The sequence below is a fragment of the Alcaligenes sp. SORT26 genome (genome assembly GCF_017377875.1).
Taxonomy (GTDB): domain Bacteria; phylum Pseudomonadota; class Gammaproteobacteria; order Burkholderiales; family Burkholderiaceae_B; genus Alcaligenes; species Alcaligenes parafaecalis.
The window spans coordinates 1,010,710-1,026,458 of record NZ_CP070975.1; the positions used below are offsets into that span (position 1 = coordinate 1,010,710).

General features: G+C 55.5%; 14 protein-coding genes. 4 read left to right on the forward strand and 10 right to left on the reverse strand.

The features are described from left to right. Window positions 1–34: 34 nt before the first annotated feature. The 8 genes from rseP to rpsB all read right to left on the reverse strand — a co-directional run bounded on the left by rseP (window position 35) and on the right by rpsB (window position 7,399). Window positions 35–1,357 (reverse strand): RIP metalloprotease RseP, encoded by a 1,323-nt coding sequence (gene rseP / locus JYG33_RS04735; protein WP_207874885.1) that lies wholly within the window; start codon window positions 1,355–1,357, stop codon window positions 35–37. Window positions 1,358–1,368: 11 nt separating this feature from the next. After that, complete coding sequence (locus JYG33_RS04740) at window positions 1,369–2,571, reverse strand: 1-deoxy-D-xylulose-5-phosphate reductoisomerase (RefSeq protein WP_207874886.1); 1,203 nt, start codon at window positions 2,569–2,571, stop codon at window positions 1,369–1,371. A gap of 40 nt (window positions 2,572–2,611) precedes the next feature. Continuing rightward, window positions 2,612–3,466, reverse strand: a complete 855-nt coding sequence (locus tag JYG33_RS04745; protein WP_207874887.1) for a phosphatidate cytidylyltransferase — start codon at window positions 3,464–3,466, stop codon at window positions 2,612–2,614. Between the two features lie 13 nt (window positions 3,467–3,479). Continuing rightward, the gene (uppS, locus tag JYG33_RS04750; RefSeq protein ID WP_207875733.1) at window positions 3,480–4,244 is read right to left on the reverse strand and encodes a polyprenyl diphosphate synthase; all 765 of its coding nucleotides are present in this window, start codon (window positions 4,242–4,244) and stop codon (window positions 3,480–3,482) included. A 25-nt stretch (window positions 4,245–4,269) separates the two neighbouring features. Beyond that, on the reverse strand, window positions 4,270–4,830 hold the full coding sequence (gene frr / locus JYG33_RS04755) for a ribosome recycling factor (protein ID WP_207874888.1): 561 nt from the start codon (window positions 4,828–4,830) through the stop codon (window positions 4,270–4,272). Between the two features lie 19 nt (window positions 4,831–4,849). Next, window positions 4,850–5,566: a UMP kinase gene (gene pyrH, locus JYG33_RS04760; RefSeq protein WP_207874889.1), complete on the reverse strand. Its 717-nt coding sequence runs from the start codon at window positions 5,564–5,566 to the stop codon at window positions 4,850–4,852. A 93-nt stretch (window positions 5,567–5,659) separates the two neighbouring features. Further along, window positions 5,660–6,538: a translation elongation factor Ts gene (gene tsf / locus JYG33_RS04765; RefSeq protein WP_207874890.1), complete on the reverse strand. Its 879-nt coding sequence runs from the start codon at window positions 6,536–6,538 to the stop codon at window positions 5,660–5,662. Between the two features lie 111 nt (window positions 6,539–6,649). Further along, the gene (gene rpsB / locus JYG33_RS04770; RefSeq protein ID WP_207874891.1) at window positions 6,650–7,399 is read right to left on the reverse strand and encodes a 30S ribosomal protein S2; all 750 of its coding nucleotides are present in this window, start codon (window positions 7,397–7,399) and stop codon (window positions 6,650–6,652) included. 662 nt (window positions 7,400–8,061) lie between these two features. Here rpsB and map point away from each other — a divergent pair. Genes map through JYG33_RS04790 form a run of 4 tightly spaced genes read left to right on the forward strand, consistent with a single transcriptional unit; the run spans window position 8,062 to window position 12,663 of the window. Continuing rightward, window positions 8,062–8,862, forward strand: a complete 801-nt coding sequence (map, locus tag JYG33_RS04775; RefSeq protein ID WP_207874892.1) for a type I methionyl aminopeptidase — start codon at window positions 8,062–8,064, stop codon at window positions 8,860–8,862. Between the two features lie 3 nt (window positions 8,863–8,865). Beyond that, a complete protein-coding gene (locus tag JYG33_RS04780) occupies window positions 8,866–11,445 on the forward strand; it encodes a [protein-PII] uridylyltransferase (RefSeq protein WP_207874893.1) in 2,580 nt (859 codons plus the stop codon). Further along, window positions 11,445–12,158 (forward strand): MarC family protein, encoded by a 714-nt coding sequence (locus JYG33_RS04785; protein WP_009457020.1) that lies wholly within the window; start codon window positions 11,445–11,447, stop codon window positions 12,156–12,158. Before JYG33_RS04780 ends, JYG33_RS04785 begins: the two co-directional genes overlap by 1 nt. A gap of 4 nt (window positions 12,159–12,162) precedes the next feature. Beyond that, the gene (locus JYG33_RS04790; protein ID WP_207874894.1) at window positions 12,163–12,663 is read left to right on the forward strand and encodes a disulfide bond formation protein B; all 501 of its coding nucleotides are present in this window, start codon (window positions 12,163–12,165) and stop codon (window positions 12,661–12,663) included. 109 nt (window positions 12,664–12,772) lie between these two features. Here JYG33_RS04790 and JYG33_RS04795 read toward each other — a convergent pair whose 3' ends face one another. Further along, window positions 12,773–13,843 (reverse strand): serine hydrolase domain-containing protein, encoded by a 1,071-nt coding sequence (locus JYG33_RS04795; RefSeq protein ID WP_207874895.1) that lies wholly within the window; start codon window positions 13,841–13,843, stop codon window positions 12,773–12,775. Window positions 13,844–14,262: 419 nt separating this feature from the next. After that, window positions 14,263–15,747, reverse strand: a complete 1,485-nt coding sequence (gene purF, locus JYG33_RS04800) for an amidophosphoribosyltransferase (protein ID WP_207874896.1) — start codon at window positions 15,745–15,747, stop codon at window positions 14,263–14,265. Between the last annotated feature and the right edge of the window lie 2 nt (window positions 15,748–15,749).

Below are 15,749 nucleotides of genomic sequence, written 5' to 3' on the forward strand. Positions count from 1 at the left end.
GGTCAAATGGTTGGAAATTGTATGCCACCCGCTCTCAACTGAAAAGACGGGTGATGTCATTAAAAAAAGCAATACTCATCAGTGCGGCCAATAAGGCCAGGCCCAGGCGCTGCCCGATGAGCATCATACGCTCTGAAGCGGGCTTGCCGCGCACAGCTTCGATGGCATAGTACAGTAGATGCCCCCCGTCCAGCATAGGCACGGGCAATAAATTCAGTAAACCAATGCTAATACTGATCAAGGCCAGGAAATTCAGGTAGGCAATAAAGCCAATACGCGCTGTCTGGCCCGCATAATCCGCAATAGTAACCGGCCCGCTGACATTACGTACAGAGACTTCCCCGCTAATCATGCGCCCGATCATCTTTAAAGAGAACCAGAAGGTCTCCCCAGTACGGGTAAATCCGCGTTCCACGCTCTCAATCGGGCCATAACGCACCAGCGTCATCGGCATATCCATAGCGACTTGCGCACCAATTCGCCCCTGATCACTGCTATCGCCCTGGGGAGTCACCTGCAGGCGTTGAATTTCACCTTCGCGCAGTACATCCAGCCCCAGTGTTTTGCCTGCCGATTGTTGCACCTTTTGGACAAAGGGCGTGATACCGGGCTCGATCAAATCATCCAGCCTGAGAATGACGTCATCTTTTTGCAGGCCTGCTTGCTCGGCCGCACTGTCTTTAAACACCTCTTGGACAATAGAGCGCGCCGGACGCAAAACCAGCCCGGCCTGTGCCATCAAATCCTGTCCATTTGGCAAAATCTCGCCCGGCGGTAAAGTCAGGTAACGATTCTGTTCGTGACCGAGCAGATCCTGCACCCCGACTTCCAGCTCGCCACCCGAGGACAAGGCGTCCATAAAAGCCCAGCGCGCCTGTAACCAGGAGTCGACTGGCTTGCCATCCACCGAGATCAGGCGGTCTCCAGCCTGAAACCCCGCCTGAGCCGCCGGTGTTTCTGCCGGAACAGCACCAATCTGTGCGATAGGTTCCTGCGTGCCCAACAAACCGACAAAAGCGTAAATGACCACCGCCAAAATCAGATTCGCCATTGGGCCTGCCAGCACAATCGCAGCACGTTGTCGCAATGGTTTCTGATTGAAAGATTCGTCGATTTGCGCCTGCGTAGCATGCGCAGGCGGATCATTTTGCATGGCGACGTAGCCGCCCAAGGGTAAGGCGGAGACGGCCCACTCGGTGCCGTTCTTATCAAAACGTCGATACAACACCTTGCCAAAACCAATGGAAAAGCGCTCTACCCGTACACCGCAGCGGCGTGCAACCCAGTAGTGGCCCAGCTCGTGAAAAGTCACCAGCACGCCCAAGGCCACCAAGAAAGCCAGAACGGTGAACAGCATGTTAATTCCTGTTAAATACGCGCAGAACTACGGCAGTAATCCAGCGCCAGCGAACGTGTTTCGCTATCCAGTTCCAGGACTCCATCCAAGGCGTCCAAAGCCTGACTGGCTCGGCCATTGAGCTTGTCCAGACAGTGCTCGATTACAGCCGGGATCTGAGTATAGCCAATCTGCCGTTCCAGAAAACGGTCTACAGCGATCTCATTGGCAGCATTCAATGTGACACAAGCCGCCTGACTATCACGCAACGCGTCATAAGCCAGTTTCAAACAGGGGAAACGCAGAAAGTCGGGCTGCTCAAAATCAAGACGGCCCATGGTCGCCAGATCCAGCAAACTCACTCCGCTGTACAAGCGCTCCGGGAAACCCAGACCATAGGCAATCGCCGTACGCATATCGGGCTGACCCAACTGCGCCATCACCGAGCCATCTATGTACTCAACCATGGAATGAATGACGCTTTGCGGATGCACCACCACATCAATCTGATCCACGGGTACGGAAAACAGCCAGTGCGCCTCAATGACTTCCAGGCCTTTATTCAGCATGGTGGCCGAATCCACGGAAATCTTGCGGCCCATGCTCCAGTTGGGATGGGCGCAGGCTTGCTCGGGCGTCACTGCATCCAGTTCGGACAAGCTGCGCGCGCGGAAAGGACCACCGGAAGCCGTCACCAAAAGGCGGCGTAGAGCGGCAACAGGCTGACCAGGCTCAGGGGGCACCTCACCGGCCAAACATTGATAGATCGCGCTGTGCTCGGAGTCGATAGGCAGAAGCTGTGCCCCGCCCTCTTGCACGGCTTGCATGAAGATGCGGCCCGCCGCGACCAGCGCTTCTTTATTGGCGAGCAAAACACGCTTGCCCGCGCGCGCTGCTGCCAAGGCCGAAGGCAGACCGGCAGCCCCGATAATGGCCGCCATCACCGTGGTCACTTGTGGGTCCGCTGCTGTGTCAGCCAAGGCCTGTGCACCCAAACGAATCTCGGGCAAGGTGCCACCCTGCCAGGCCGCCAGAAAACGGCTGCGGGCGGCTTCATCCGGCACCAGAACAATGCGGGCGGCACTGTCGCGAGCTTGTTGAGCCAGCAGCTCCATACGACTGTGGCCACTCAAGGCATAAACCGCCATCCGATCAGGATGGCGAGCAATCACATCCAGTGTGCTGACACCAATAGAGCCAGTGGCCCCTAACACACAAACATGCTGGAAACTCATGAGTTCTTCCTTGACGCAAACGCTTTAAACCCACGCAGGATTAAAAGAGCCACGCCCCGCTTAATAGCAAGGCTAAGGGAGCGACCGGCAACAAGGCGTCGATACGGTCGTACACCCCACCATGTCCGGGCAATAATTGGCTGGAATCTTTAACAGCAGCGCGGCGCTTGAGCAGGGACTCGAACAAGTCACCCACAATGGACAAGGCTGCCAGAGCCACACCCAAGGCAGCCGTTGCCACCCATCCCCAACGCTGCACAATATCGGCCGCAAAGCTGCCGGACCAGTTGGCGCTAGCCAACATCCATATGGCAGCCGCCACCATACCACCCACCGCTCCGGCCCAGGTTTTACCAGGACTGACACGAGGAGCGAGCTTGGCTTTACCAAAGGCTCGACCGGCAAAATAAGCGGCGATATCCGCTACCCAAATCAGGACCAGCAGGGACAGTACATAAACAATGCCCTGCTCGTGCAAAAACAGATACAGACTGGCCCATGCGACCAGGGGAGCCAAGACCCCCATCACGCTTAGCAAGACGCCTTGCGCACGCTGTGTTGCCTGTCCCTGGAGAACCAGGCCAGTCGCCCCAACGATCCACAAGGCTGCCATCAGCGGCACCAGGGCGCGATAGACCAGATCAGCCGCTTGCCCTTGCGGACCCGTTTCATACCAGTACACGCTCAGCCACAGCATCAGCGCGCCATTCAGCAAGGCCAAGGGCCAGGCCCACCGCTGCTGATCCTGGGACAGACTCAGGCGTTCCCACTCCCAGCAAGCCAGGGTACTCATCAGGACAAAAATAGCCAACAAAGGCCAGCGCACCGGGGCAAGCATGGCCGCGCCCAGGATGATCAGCATGATCACGGCGGTGATGACTCGTTGTTTCAACATAGATAAGGCTCCGTCAAGGCGCGGGGGTACCCTGCACCTGGGCACTGGTGCGCCCAAAGCGCCGCTCGCGCCCACGATACCACTCGAAGGCCTGCTCAAGCTGCGCCCGGTCAAAATCCGGCCAGTACGCGTCTGTAAAGTACAGTTCGGTGTAGGCCATCTGCCAGATCAGAAAATTGGAAATGCGGCGCTCGCCGCCCGTACGGATGAATAAATCCGGCTCAGGAGCGTACGACATCGCTAGATAGGGACTGAACATGGCCTCATCCAACTGCTCGGGATGATCAACCAAATGGGGATGGGCTGCCAGCGCCTTATGAGTCGCCTGCAAAATATCCCAACGACCGCCGTAATTGGCCGCAATCGTCAAATGCAAGGTGTCGTTATCGCGGGTTTGTTCTTCTGCATCAGCAATCAGCCCACGCAATTCTTCGCTAAACGCAGACAGCTCGCCAATAATATGAAGTCGGACGCCGCTTTTTTTAAGCGTTGCCACTTCTTTTTGCAGCATCTTGACGAACAGTCCCATCAAGAGGGACACCTCTTCGGGAGGACGTCGCCAGTTCTCGGAGCTAAATGCAAAGAGAGTCAGATAACGCACGCCGAGCTCGCCACAGGCCTCGACAATGCGTCGCACAGTTTGCACACCACGCAAGTGCCCTGCCGTGCGTGGCAAAAGACGACGGGTTGCCCATCGTCCATTGCCGTCCATGACAATCGCCAGGTGGCCAGGAACCTGACCGTGTTCCGGAATAGTTTGGGTAGAACTGAAAGAAATCACCTAGCCACCTGTGCAAAAGCCGTTAGACCGTCATGATCTCGGCTTCTTTCAGGGCGATCAGCTTATCGACCTCAGCCACGTACTTGTCGGTCAGCTTCTGGACTTCTTCCTGGGCACGACGCTCGTCGTCCTCGGAGATTTCCTTGTCCTTGACTTGCTTTTTGAGCGTGTCATTGGCATCACGACGCAGGTTGCGAATGGCCACTTTGGCATCTTCGCCTTCACCGCGTACGACTTTAGCCAGATCGCGGCGGCGCTCTTCAGTCAGCGCGGGCATAGGCACACGAATGCTCTCGCCCATGGAGATGGGGTTCAGACCCAGCTCGTTGTCGCGAATGGCTTTTTCAATGGGGCCAGCCATATGCTTTTCCCACACCTGAACGTTCAGGGTACGAGCATCCACCACCGTGATGTTACCCACCTGGCTAACAGGCACCATGGAGCCGTAATACTCAACCTGGATGTGATCCAGCAAGCCTGCAGTAGCACGGCCAGTGCGAATTTTGGCCAGGCCTGCCTTGAGAGACTCGAGGGACTTACCCATCCGGCTGTCGGTCGATGCTTTAATCTCGGAAAGACTCATGGACTAAATTCCTATAACTTTAAACGTGAACCAGGGTGCCCTCGTCCTCACCAGAGACCGCGCGCGTCAAGGCGCCGGGCTTGTTGATGGAGAACACTTTGATAGGCAATTTCTGATCGCGACACAAGGCAAATGCCGTGGCATCCATCACTTCCAGACGACGCACGATGGCCTCGTCAAAGCTGATGCGGGCATAGCGGGTCGCGCCTGGATCTTTATTGGGATCGGCACTGTAAATGCCATCGACTTTGGTCGCTTTCAGTACGATTTCCGCCCCAATCTCGGCACCGCGCAGGGCTGCTGCCGTATCGGTGGTGAAAAACGGGTTACCCGTACCAGCCGCAAAAATAACAACTTTGTTTTCTTCCAGGTAACGCAAAGCCTTGGGACGAATGTAAGGCTCTACCACCTGTTCAATATTCAGAGCAGATTGCACGCGGGCATCCAGGCCACGGTGCTTCAAGGCATCTTGCAAGGCCAGAGCATTCATGACGGTAGCCATCATGCCCATGTAGTCGGCCGTAGCACGATCCATGCCCTGGGCACCGGGTGCGATGCCGCGAAAGATATTGCCCCCGCCAATCACGATAGCCAACTGTACCCCCAACTGGGCAACTTGGGCGATCTCCTCCGTCATACGAATGATTGTGCTGCGATTAATACCGAACGAGTCCTCGCCCATCAGCGCTTCGCCGGAGAGCTTCAACAGAACACGTTTGTAATGAGGGGTAGTCATGGTTGGGATTCCAAGTGACGAAGACAGAAGAGAGTGTAAAGCAGCAGGGCAGGCACCGCCACTACGGTGCCTGCCCTGAAAAAACAAGCTAGATTAGGCTTGGCCGGCAGCAGCAGCTACCTCAGCGGCGAAATCTTCAACACGCTTTTCAATGCCTTCACCCACAACGTACAGGGTAAAGCCAGCGATCGATGCTTTTTTCTCGGTCAGCATTTGCTGTACGCTTTGCTTGTCGTTCTTGACGAAAGGCTGGCTCAGCAGAGTCACTTCTTTCAGGAACTTGGCAACAGCGCCGTCAACCATTTTGGTGACGATATCAGCAGGTTTGCCCGATTCAGCGGCCTTCTGAGCAGCCACGGAGCGCTCGGCTTCGATTTCAGCAGCGTCAACGCCCGAACCGTCCAGTGCCTTAGGACGAGTTGCAGCGATATGCATGGCCAGATCTTTACCCACTTCTTCGTCACCACCGGCGAAGTCAACCAATACGCCGATCTTGCCACCGTGAACGTAGCTGGCCAGTTGGCCGGCTGTTTCGTAACGCTGGAAGCGACGGATCGAGATGTTTTCACCAATCTTGCCAACCAGAGCAGCGCGCACGGTCTCGACATTGCTGTCGGCCAGTGGCAGTTCAGCCAAAGCGGCCAGGTCTGCTGGGTTGTTCTTGGCGACCAGTTGAGCGACGTCGTTGATAAAGCCGATGAAATCATCGTTCTTGGCAACAAAGTCGGTTTCGCAGTTAACTTCAACTACGGAGCCGGTCTTGGCGTCGTCAGCGATGTAAACAGAAACCAGGCCTTCAGCGGTAACGCGGGTAGCTGCCTTGCTAGCCTTGCTGCCCAGCTTCACGCGCAAGATTTCTTCAGCACGTGCCATATCGCCGTCGGCTTCGGTCAGTGCTTTTTTGCATTCCATCATGGGCGCGTCGGTTTTCTCGCGCAATTCTTTAACCATCGATGCGGTGATTTGAGCCACGGTTTTCTCCAATTCTGTAGAACATGCCCCGGCAAGCCGGGGCGATACGAAAGGTCACTGTAGCTGTCTGCCATGACAACTTAAGGTGTCGGGCAGACAGCGGTGAACCTGTTACTCCTGGGCGTCAGCCTGAACTTCGACGAATTCTTCGTCAGCAGCGATCTCTTCAACCAGACCGTTCAGGTTCTGTTCGCGGCCAGCCAACACGGCGTCAGCCATGCCACGTGCGTACAGAGCGATAGCCTTGGCCGAGTCATCGTTACCAGGAATCACGAAATCCAGACCTTCTGGCGAGTGGTTGGTATCAACCACGGCCACAACTGGGATACCCAGTGTGCGAGCTTCAGCCACAGCAATCTTGTGGTAACCGACGTCGATCACGAACAATGCGTCAGGCAGGTTGTTCATGTCCTTGATGCCGCCGATGGCCTTGTTCAGCTTTTCCAGTTCACGTTCGAACATCAAAGCTTCTTTCTTGCTCATGGTTTCCAGACGGCCTTCAGCCATCTGACCTTCCATTTCTTTCAGACGCTTGATGGAAGTCTTGACCGTTTTGAAGTTGGTCATCATGCCACCCAACCAGCGGCTGTCAACGTAAGGCATACCGCAACGCTCGGCCTCAGCAGCGACCAGTTCGCGAGCAGCACGCTTGGTGCCTACGAACAGCACGTTGCCGCCACGAGCAGCCAGTTGACGCACGAATTTGGTTGCTTCTTCGTACTGAACAACCGTTTTTTCCAGGTTGATGATGTGGATGTTGTTACGCTGACCGAAGATGAACGGAGCCATCTTGGGATTCCAGTAACGGGTTTGGTGGCCAAAGTGCACACCAGCTTCCAGCATTTCACGCATTAAAGACATAAAGTTCTCCAAGGGTTTGGTCTTGTAACTGCCCGGTATCCGGTAAGGGCCGCAGCCTGTGCTGCATTCCAGACACCCCGAGACGGACAGTCACGCGATTTACAACTTAACTACATTAAAAACGTCGCCCAACATGAGTGACGCCTGCACTACAACGGACTCGCGCCACCTGGCAGATGAAAAATCTGCCCGTCGGGCCCAAGCCTGTAACTTTTCTGGCCACCCCCTGCATACAGCGCACTGTTCGCAGGTGTATCCTAGAGGATTGGATTGGCCAGCACGTGTTGAACAGGAACCGATCCGCAGCGATGAATGTGCAAGTCAGCCTGGCTGTCTTGTCTGACCCTCTTGCTGCTGTCGTCGCTTTAGCCAAGGCTAATTACTGTTCCTGCGATCCCGCTGGCCATCATGTGTTGTGAATTTAGCGGCTTGTTGCTGCCTGTCCGCCACGTACCCTGAGACTCGTTCGCTGATGCCAGCTTGTTATACAGCTTGTTGTACATACGATCCAAGTTATTCAGATCATCTGAAAACAGGCCTGCCAAGCCAAGGAAACCCAGATACTGCGCGGCACTCAACAGACTAAAGTGGTCTGTGCGGCACTGCAAAATTCACAAAAGCCTATAATTCTACTATTTTTCAATAGACCTGTTCAAGTTGCTATGAGTATTCTCGTCACAGACCCCACTGATCTCGATAAAATGCGCGCCGCTTGCCAGACGGCAGCCTCCATCCTTGACTACCTGACTCCCTTCGTCAAAGCGGGCGTCACCACAGGCGAATTGGATCGCCTGTGCCTGGAGCGCATCAATGAATTAGGGGTCAAATCGGCCACCGTGGGTTACGCGCCCCCTGGCTATCCGCCCTTTCCAGGTTCTATTTGCACCTCCGTCAACCACGTTATCTGTCACGGCATTCCCGGCGATAAAGTGTTGAAAAATGGCGACATTCTGAATATGGACGTCACCATTATTCAGGACGGCTGGTTTGGTGATACCAGCCGCATGTACTACGTAGGTGAACCCAGCATCCTGGGCCGCCGCCTGACTGAAACCACTTACGAATGCATGTGGTTGGGTATTGACCAAGTCAAACCCGGCGCCACGCTGGGTGATGTGGGCCACGCCATTCAGCAACACGCTGAAAAACAAGGCTTTTCCGTGGTACGCGAATATTGCGGACACGGTGTGGGCCAGAAATTCCACCAGGATCCGCAAGTGCTGCACTACGGCAAGCCCGGCACTGGTGTGAAACTGGAACCCGGCATGATCTTCACCATTGAGCCCATGATCAATGCGGGCCGTCGTGAACTGCGCACCCTGGCCGACCAATGGACTGTGGTCACCCGCGACCACAGCTTGTCGGCTCAATGGGAGCACGCCGTGCTGGTGACCGATACCGGCTACGAAGTGCTGACCGTCTCGCCTGGCATGCCTGCCCCTCCGGCCATCATCAAGGCGTAAACCATGTCTTTCCTGGCCCAGCTTCGCGACAGAATTGCTTGCCGCCGGGCTCGGGCCTACGAGCGCTTCCGGCAGGACCTGCATTGTGACCGCCTGCTGAAAAGCCTGTGCCAGATTTGCGATCAAGGCCTGCGTGAGCTGCTGGATCGCTACCCTTTGCCTCGCCAGGCCAGCCTGGCGGCGCTGGGTGGCTACGGTCGTGGTGAGCTCTACCCGCACTCGGATGTAGACCTGCTGATCCTCTTGCAGCGTGAACCCAACGCGCAGGACATTGACCGCATTCAGGCCCTGGTCGCCGCACTCTGGGACATAGGCCTGGCCCCCAGCCACAATGTGGCCACGCCTGCACAGTGCCTGGAACAAGCCAACCAGGACATCACTACCGAAACCGCCTTGCTGGAAAGCCGTTGGCTGGCGGGCTCGCGCCTGTTACTGCGCCATGCACAACAGCAACTGCAAAGCCAGATGGACCCGCAGGCTTTCTTTTTGGCCAAGCAGGCCGAACAGCAACAGCGCCATGCGCACTTGCAAGACACGCCCTATTCCCTGGAGCCCAATTGCAAAGAGTCGCCCGGCGCCTTGCGGGACCTGCAAGTCCTGCTCTGGATGGCGCGAGCTGCGGGCCTGGGGCGTAGCTGGGTGGATGTTGCCCAATCTGAACTGTTGACCCAATCTGAACTGAAAGCCCTGCAACGGGTAGAAGAAGCCTTCAAGCGCCTGCGTATCGAGCTTCATCTGCTGACCGGGCGCGCCGAAGACCGGCTACTGTTTGATCTGCAACCTCGTCTGGCAGAAATCTACGGCTTTCAACCCACTGCTACCCGCCGCGCCAGCGAACTGCTGATGCAGCGTTACTACTGGGCGGCCAAAATCGTCAGTCAGTTGAATCTGATCCTGATGCGCAGCATTGAAGAGCACCTGTTTCCGCAAACCGATCAGGCGCCCCAGATTCTGGACCCTCACTTTCAGATTCATCACGGCCAATTGGAGTTGCGTCAGCCCGATGGCTTTGAGCAGGACCCTTCCTTGATATTTGTGGCGATGCTGCATTTACAGCAACAGCCTAATCTACGCGGCCTGAAGGCTGATACCTTGCGCGCCCTTTGGCATGCCCGCCGCCTGATTGACGCCAAGTTCCGGGCCGAGCCCCGCAATCGACGTTTGTTTCTGGACATTCTTCAGCAGAACAAAGGCATTGTGCACACGCTGCGCCTGATGAACCTGCTGAATCTGCTTCCCCGCTACCTGCCCGTTTTCCGGCGTGTGGTCGGCCAGATGCAACACGACCTGTTCCATGCCTACACCGTGGACGAGCACACGCTGAAAGTCATACGCAACCTGCGTCGCTTCACCATGGCCGAGCACAGCGAAGAGCTGTCCATGGCCAATCAGTTAATGAGTGGTTTTGATCGTCACTGGCTGCTGTACATCGCTGCCCTCTTTCATGACATTGCCAAAGGACGCGGCGGCAATCACTCCGAACTGGGCGCCCAGGACGCACTGGCGTTTTGCCAGGACCACGGACTGATGCCTGTCGATGCCGAACTGGTGGTATTTCTGGTTCGCGAGCACCTGAGCATGTCGCAAGTAGCCCAAAAACGCGACCTGAGCGACCCGCATGTCATCTTTCAGTTCCTGCAAACGGTAGGCACGGAACGCCGCCTGACGGCTTTGTACCTGCTGACTGTGGCCGACATTCGCGCCACCAGCCCAACTGTCTGGAACTCCTGGAAAGGCAAGCTGCTGGAAGACCTGTACAACCTGACACTTGCCGCACTGGGCCGCCAAGCCAAGGACGGCGTGTCAGTACTGGATCAGCGCAAGCACGACGCCGCAGGCGAAATACGCCTGGCCGGACTGCTGGACGACGCCCGCGAAGATTTCTGGCAGTGGCTGGATAAACCCTATTTTCTGCGTCACGATGCCAGCGAAATTGCCTGGCACACGATTCAGCTCTATCACCAGTCCCACAGCCTGACACCGATTGTGCGCATCCGTCCTGCCGGGCAGACCGACGCCTTGCAGGTGCTGGTCTATACCAAAGACGCTAGCGGCCTGTTTTTACGTATCTGTCGCTATTTTGACAGCCAGGCCGTCAGCATTCAGGATGCCCGCATCTACACCACCCGTCATGGCTGGGCACTGGACAGCTTTATCGTCATGCTGCCCGCTTACGATCACGCACTGCGGCGTGACCCCTTGCTGATCGAAACCGAGCTGTGTCAGGCACTGCAACAAGATGTGCTCCCTAGCGAGCACATCAACTATCACTATCGCGATATTCGTTCGCGTCGCGCCCGTGTCTTTCCTATCCAGCCCACCGTGGACTTACGCCCGGACGACAAGGGCCAGGACTGGATTTTGACGCTTAGTGCCACAGACCGACGCGGTTTGCTGTACAGTCTCGCCCAGGTATTCGAGCACCACGATGTGCGACTGCGCTCGGCCAAAGTCATGACCTTGGGCGATCGCGTGGAAGACGTGTTCATCCTCAATGGTGCCGCCCTGGAACAAAACCGGAATCAATTGCGCCTGGAGCGCGATGTACGCCTAGCCCTCTCTCAACAAGCCTCCCCGTCTTAATGGAAATCTCCTCCGTATTCGCTGATGTCAGCCGCAGCTTTCTGTTTGCTTTGGCGACCTTACTGCCCATGCTTAATCCACCTGCGGCAGCCCCCATCTTTCTGACCCTCACGGAAGGCGCCAGCGTGCCCGACCGCGCCCGCCTGGCCAAGAAAGTAGCCATCAATATTTTCATCATGCTGGCCATTGCGATGGTGGCGGGCAATATCGTGCTGAATTTCTTTGGCATCTCCCTGCCCATCATTCGTATCGGCGGGGGTCTACTTGTGATCGGCACCGCCTGGCGCCTGATCAACGCCTCGGACTTTGATGCCGCCCATGCCCAGAACATGGCCGAGTCCTATTCCTGGGAACAGATTCGCTCCAAAGCCTTCTACCCCCTGACCTTCCCCATGCTTTGTGGCCCCGGCTCCCTGTCCGCCGCGCTGACGGTAGGTGCGACTTTGCACGACAACTCGGTCACCGGCACCATGAGCAAACTGGCTGGAGCCCTGCCTGCTATTGCCGCCGCCAGTTTTATTGTGTTTCTGGCCTTACGTTTTGCATCGCAATTCCTGTACAAACTGGGTAAAAATGGCACGGCTGTCGTGATGCGCTTGTCCGCCTTCATTCTTTTGTGTTTAGGCGTGCAGATTACCTGGGCCGGTTTCCATGAACTTTTCCTGGGTTTGCTACACGAAGCCTCTACCTTTCATTCTTTGAGTTCTTCTTGATACCATGGCCGCAACACTTCGCCAGTCCGCTGCACCCTATTACCTGATCGCCCTGCTCGCCTTTTCGGGCGTAGGCATTGCCCTGCTTTCCCAGCACGTCTTCAGCATCCCGCCTTGCGCCTGGTGCGTCTTGCAGCGCTTTATTTTCATTGTTCTGGGCCTGTGCAGCCTGATCGCTGGCGTACTGCGCCAACTGGGCCATCAACGCAGCTCCACCCTGGCCAGCCTGCTGGGCCTGGCGACAGCGGTGGGCGGTATTCTGGCCGCGTGGTATCAGGTTTCCGTTGCACAGCACTTGTTTAGCTGCGACCAAACCTTTGCAGATCGCTTCATCACCCAATCTGGCCTGGAAAGCGGCCTGCCTTGGCTATTCGGCATTTACGCTTCCTGCATGGATGCACGCCAGCCGCTGCTGGGGATTGAGTACGCGTACTGGAGCCTGGCTCTATTTGTGATTCTGGGCTTGGGCCTGTTGGTGACGCTATTCAAGCGTCGTAGCGCTTGAGCACTTCAGTCGCCCACTAACAGCTCTACCTGATTGAACGCCCCCCCCAACAAGTGGACAGCGCTCCAATTTGTTGGGGTGTTTTTTATATCCAAATTCGATGAGCGCCTCACGCGGGCATCAAACCCAGATCAGTGTAGACAGCATCTCTGACTTGATCCGGGAACGCACCAAACAGGCCCTCAGGCGCGGTATTGGTCATGCTGACAATAATCACATCCTGATAGGGATCAAACATCCACTTCTGTCCGAACGCCCCGACCCATTGCAAGCTGCCTGCTGACATGGGCATGGTGCTATCCGGCTCCTGACGGGAAACGGCCGCACCGTAGGTATACCCCCAATTACTCCATATACATTTAGGCGAATCCGGCACAAGGTCCGTCAACACCGCTTGATAGTGCTCGTTGGAGAGCAAGCGGCCACCGCGCAAGGCAAGCAAAATACGCATCAAGTCCATTCCCGATCCAAGCATGGACACACCGGCATAAATAGGCATAGAGCGCAAAGACATAAAGGCCTCATCAAACTGCAAGATGCCTATCCCCAGATCAAGCGTGCGATCAACTCGTGTCAAACGATCACCATGGTTCTGGTAATTGGCCGCCATCTGAAAATAGTCGCGCTCGTAAAAAGAGCAATGTTCCAGTCCTAAAGGCTCGCAGATCGACTCCTCCAACAAGGTCGACAAGCCCTTCCCCGAAGCCACCTGCAAAGCCTGCCCCATCACATCAATACCCAATGAGTAGCGCCAACTTGTTCCGGGGGCAAAGCGCAGAGGAACAGTACACATGCGCCGGAAATTCTCCTGCCAGCTCAAGTCGGGCTGATCAACCCCATCACTAACCTGAGCCCGAGCATACAAGCCTTTTTCTCCATCGGTAAAACGATAGCTCAGCCCAGATGTATGGGTCAGTAATTGATGAATCGAAATCGGCGGGCAAACCGATTGATAGCTAGGCCCAAAATCTGGCAAGTAACGCGTAATTCTGTCTTTTAATGATAAGACACCGTCCTCGATCAAACGTAAGGCCAGCCAGGAGCTAATTGATTTACTGACCGAGCCCAAACGGAATACGGTGTTGTCCTGCATGGGCTGATTCTTTTCTTTATCCGCCCAACCATCCGCCACACTTAACAGTAACTGGCCCCGATGAGCAACCAGGACAACAGCTCCCATAACCTGTTGATGACCTAAAGCGTGCTCAAGAAATTGATGCAAGGAAGAAAAATCGGGTTCTGATGTCGCGGTCTGAATCGCTCCAGCCGAATCAGCAGATGGCATTGCTTGAGTTGATTTAATATCGCCGCTTAAGTTTTTCATCTTTGAATCCAGATAGTATGAGTCGTAACACTCATGAGTTATCAAAAGAAACAAAGAAAAAATATAAGTTAATTTATGAAAAACACATAACAATCAAGAAGAATATAAAATTATCAATAAGATACAGAAAATAGATTAATTTTATAAAGCAGGCTTATTATTAAAATATCAATAAATAGAAAAATAAATAAAATCACCAAAACCAATGAAGAAAAAAGAGCAATAAAAAACCCGCTATAAAAGCGGGTTTTTTGTCAAACCTGACCAGCAGCTTGTTAATCCGTCACATCAGGCACTTCACGGCCATCCTTGCGACCTTCTGCCAACAGATTCAGATAAGCCTCATCCACATCACCCGTCACGTATTCGCCGCTAAAGCAGGAAGACTCGAAACCGGCAAAACGTGGGTTCAGATCGCGCAAGGACTGTTCCAGATCGTGCAATTCCTGATAAACCAGGCCATCTACCCCAATTTCCTTGGCAACCTGATCCACATCGCGTCCCGTGGCGATCAGCTCGGACACGGTAGGCATATCAATGCCGTACACGTTCGGGAAACGCACAGGTGGCGCTGCCGAAGCAAAGAAGACCTTGTTCGCACCAGCGGCACGAGCCATGTCCACGATCTGGCGGCTGGTCGTGCCACGTACGATGGAGTCATCCACCAGCAACACATTCTTGCCACGGAATTCCATGGGAATGGCGCTCAGCTTCTGACGCACGGATTTCTTGCGAACTTCCTGACCCGGCATGATGAAGGTGCGACCCACATAGCGGTTCTTGATGAAGCCTTCGCGGTAGTCCAGGTTCAGATGTGCAGCCAACTGCATGGCCGAAGGACGGGCTGAGTCCGGGATGGGCATGACCACATCAATATCAGCCAGACGCAAATTCTTGGCGACGTTCTCAGCCAGGTAAACCCCCATCAACAAACGGGCATCGTAGACCGATACACCGTCAACCGTAGAGTCGGGACGGGCAAAGTAGACGTACTCAAAGACACAGGGATTCAGACGTGGGTTTTCAGCGCACTGGCGGCTGGTCAAGTTGCCGTCCAGATCCACAATAATGGCCTCACCGGGCTCCACATCGCGGACCAGTTCAAAACCACAACCGGTCAAGGCGACGGACTCGGACGCGACCATCCATTCTTCACCCTTGGGCGTGACATTGCGGCCCAGGCACAGCGGACGAATCCCGTTCGGATCACGGAACGCCACCAGGCCAAAGTTCGCAATTTGCGAGACTACGGCATAGGCGCCACGAGCGCGACGGTGTACGGCGGCCACGGCTTCAAACACTTCGTCCTGAGACAGCTCGGGGCCGGTCGCCGCGCGCTGCAACTCGTGTGCATACACGTTCAGCAGAACCTCGGAGTCCGAGTTGGTGTTGATGTGACGACGATCAATGGTGAACAGTTCTTCACGCAGCTCGCGCCAATTGGTCAGATTGCCGTTATGCACAAAGCTGATGCCAAAGGGGGCGTTAACGTAAAACGGCTGCGCCTCCTCCACGCTTTGGCTGGAACCCGCAGTGGGGTAACGCACGTGGCCAATTCCGCTATTGCCCGGCAAGGAGCGCATGTTGCGGGTACGGAAGACGTCCCGCACCAGGCCAAATGCCTTGTGCATGCTGAAGAACTGGTCGTGCCAGGTCGCCAGGCCCGCTGCGTCCTGCCCGCGGTGCTGCAGCAAGAGCAAACTGTCATAGATCAACTGATTTACAGGGCTGCGCGCAACAACCCCTACAACTCCACACATGA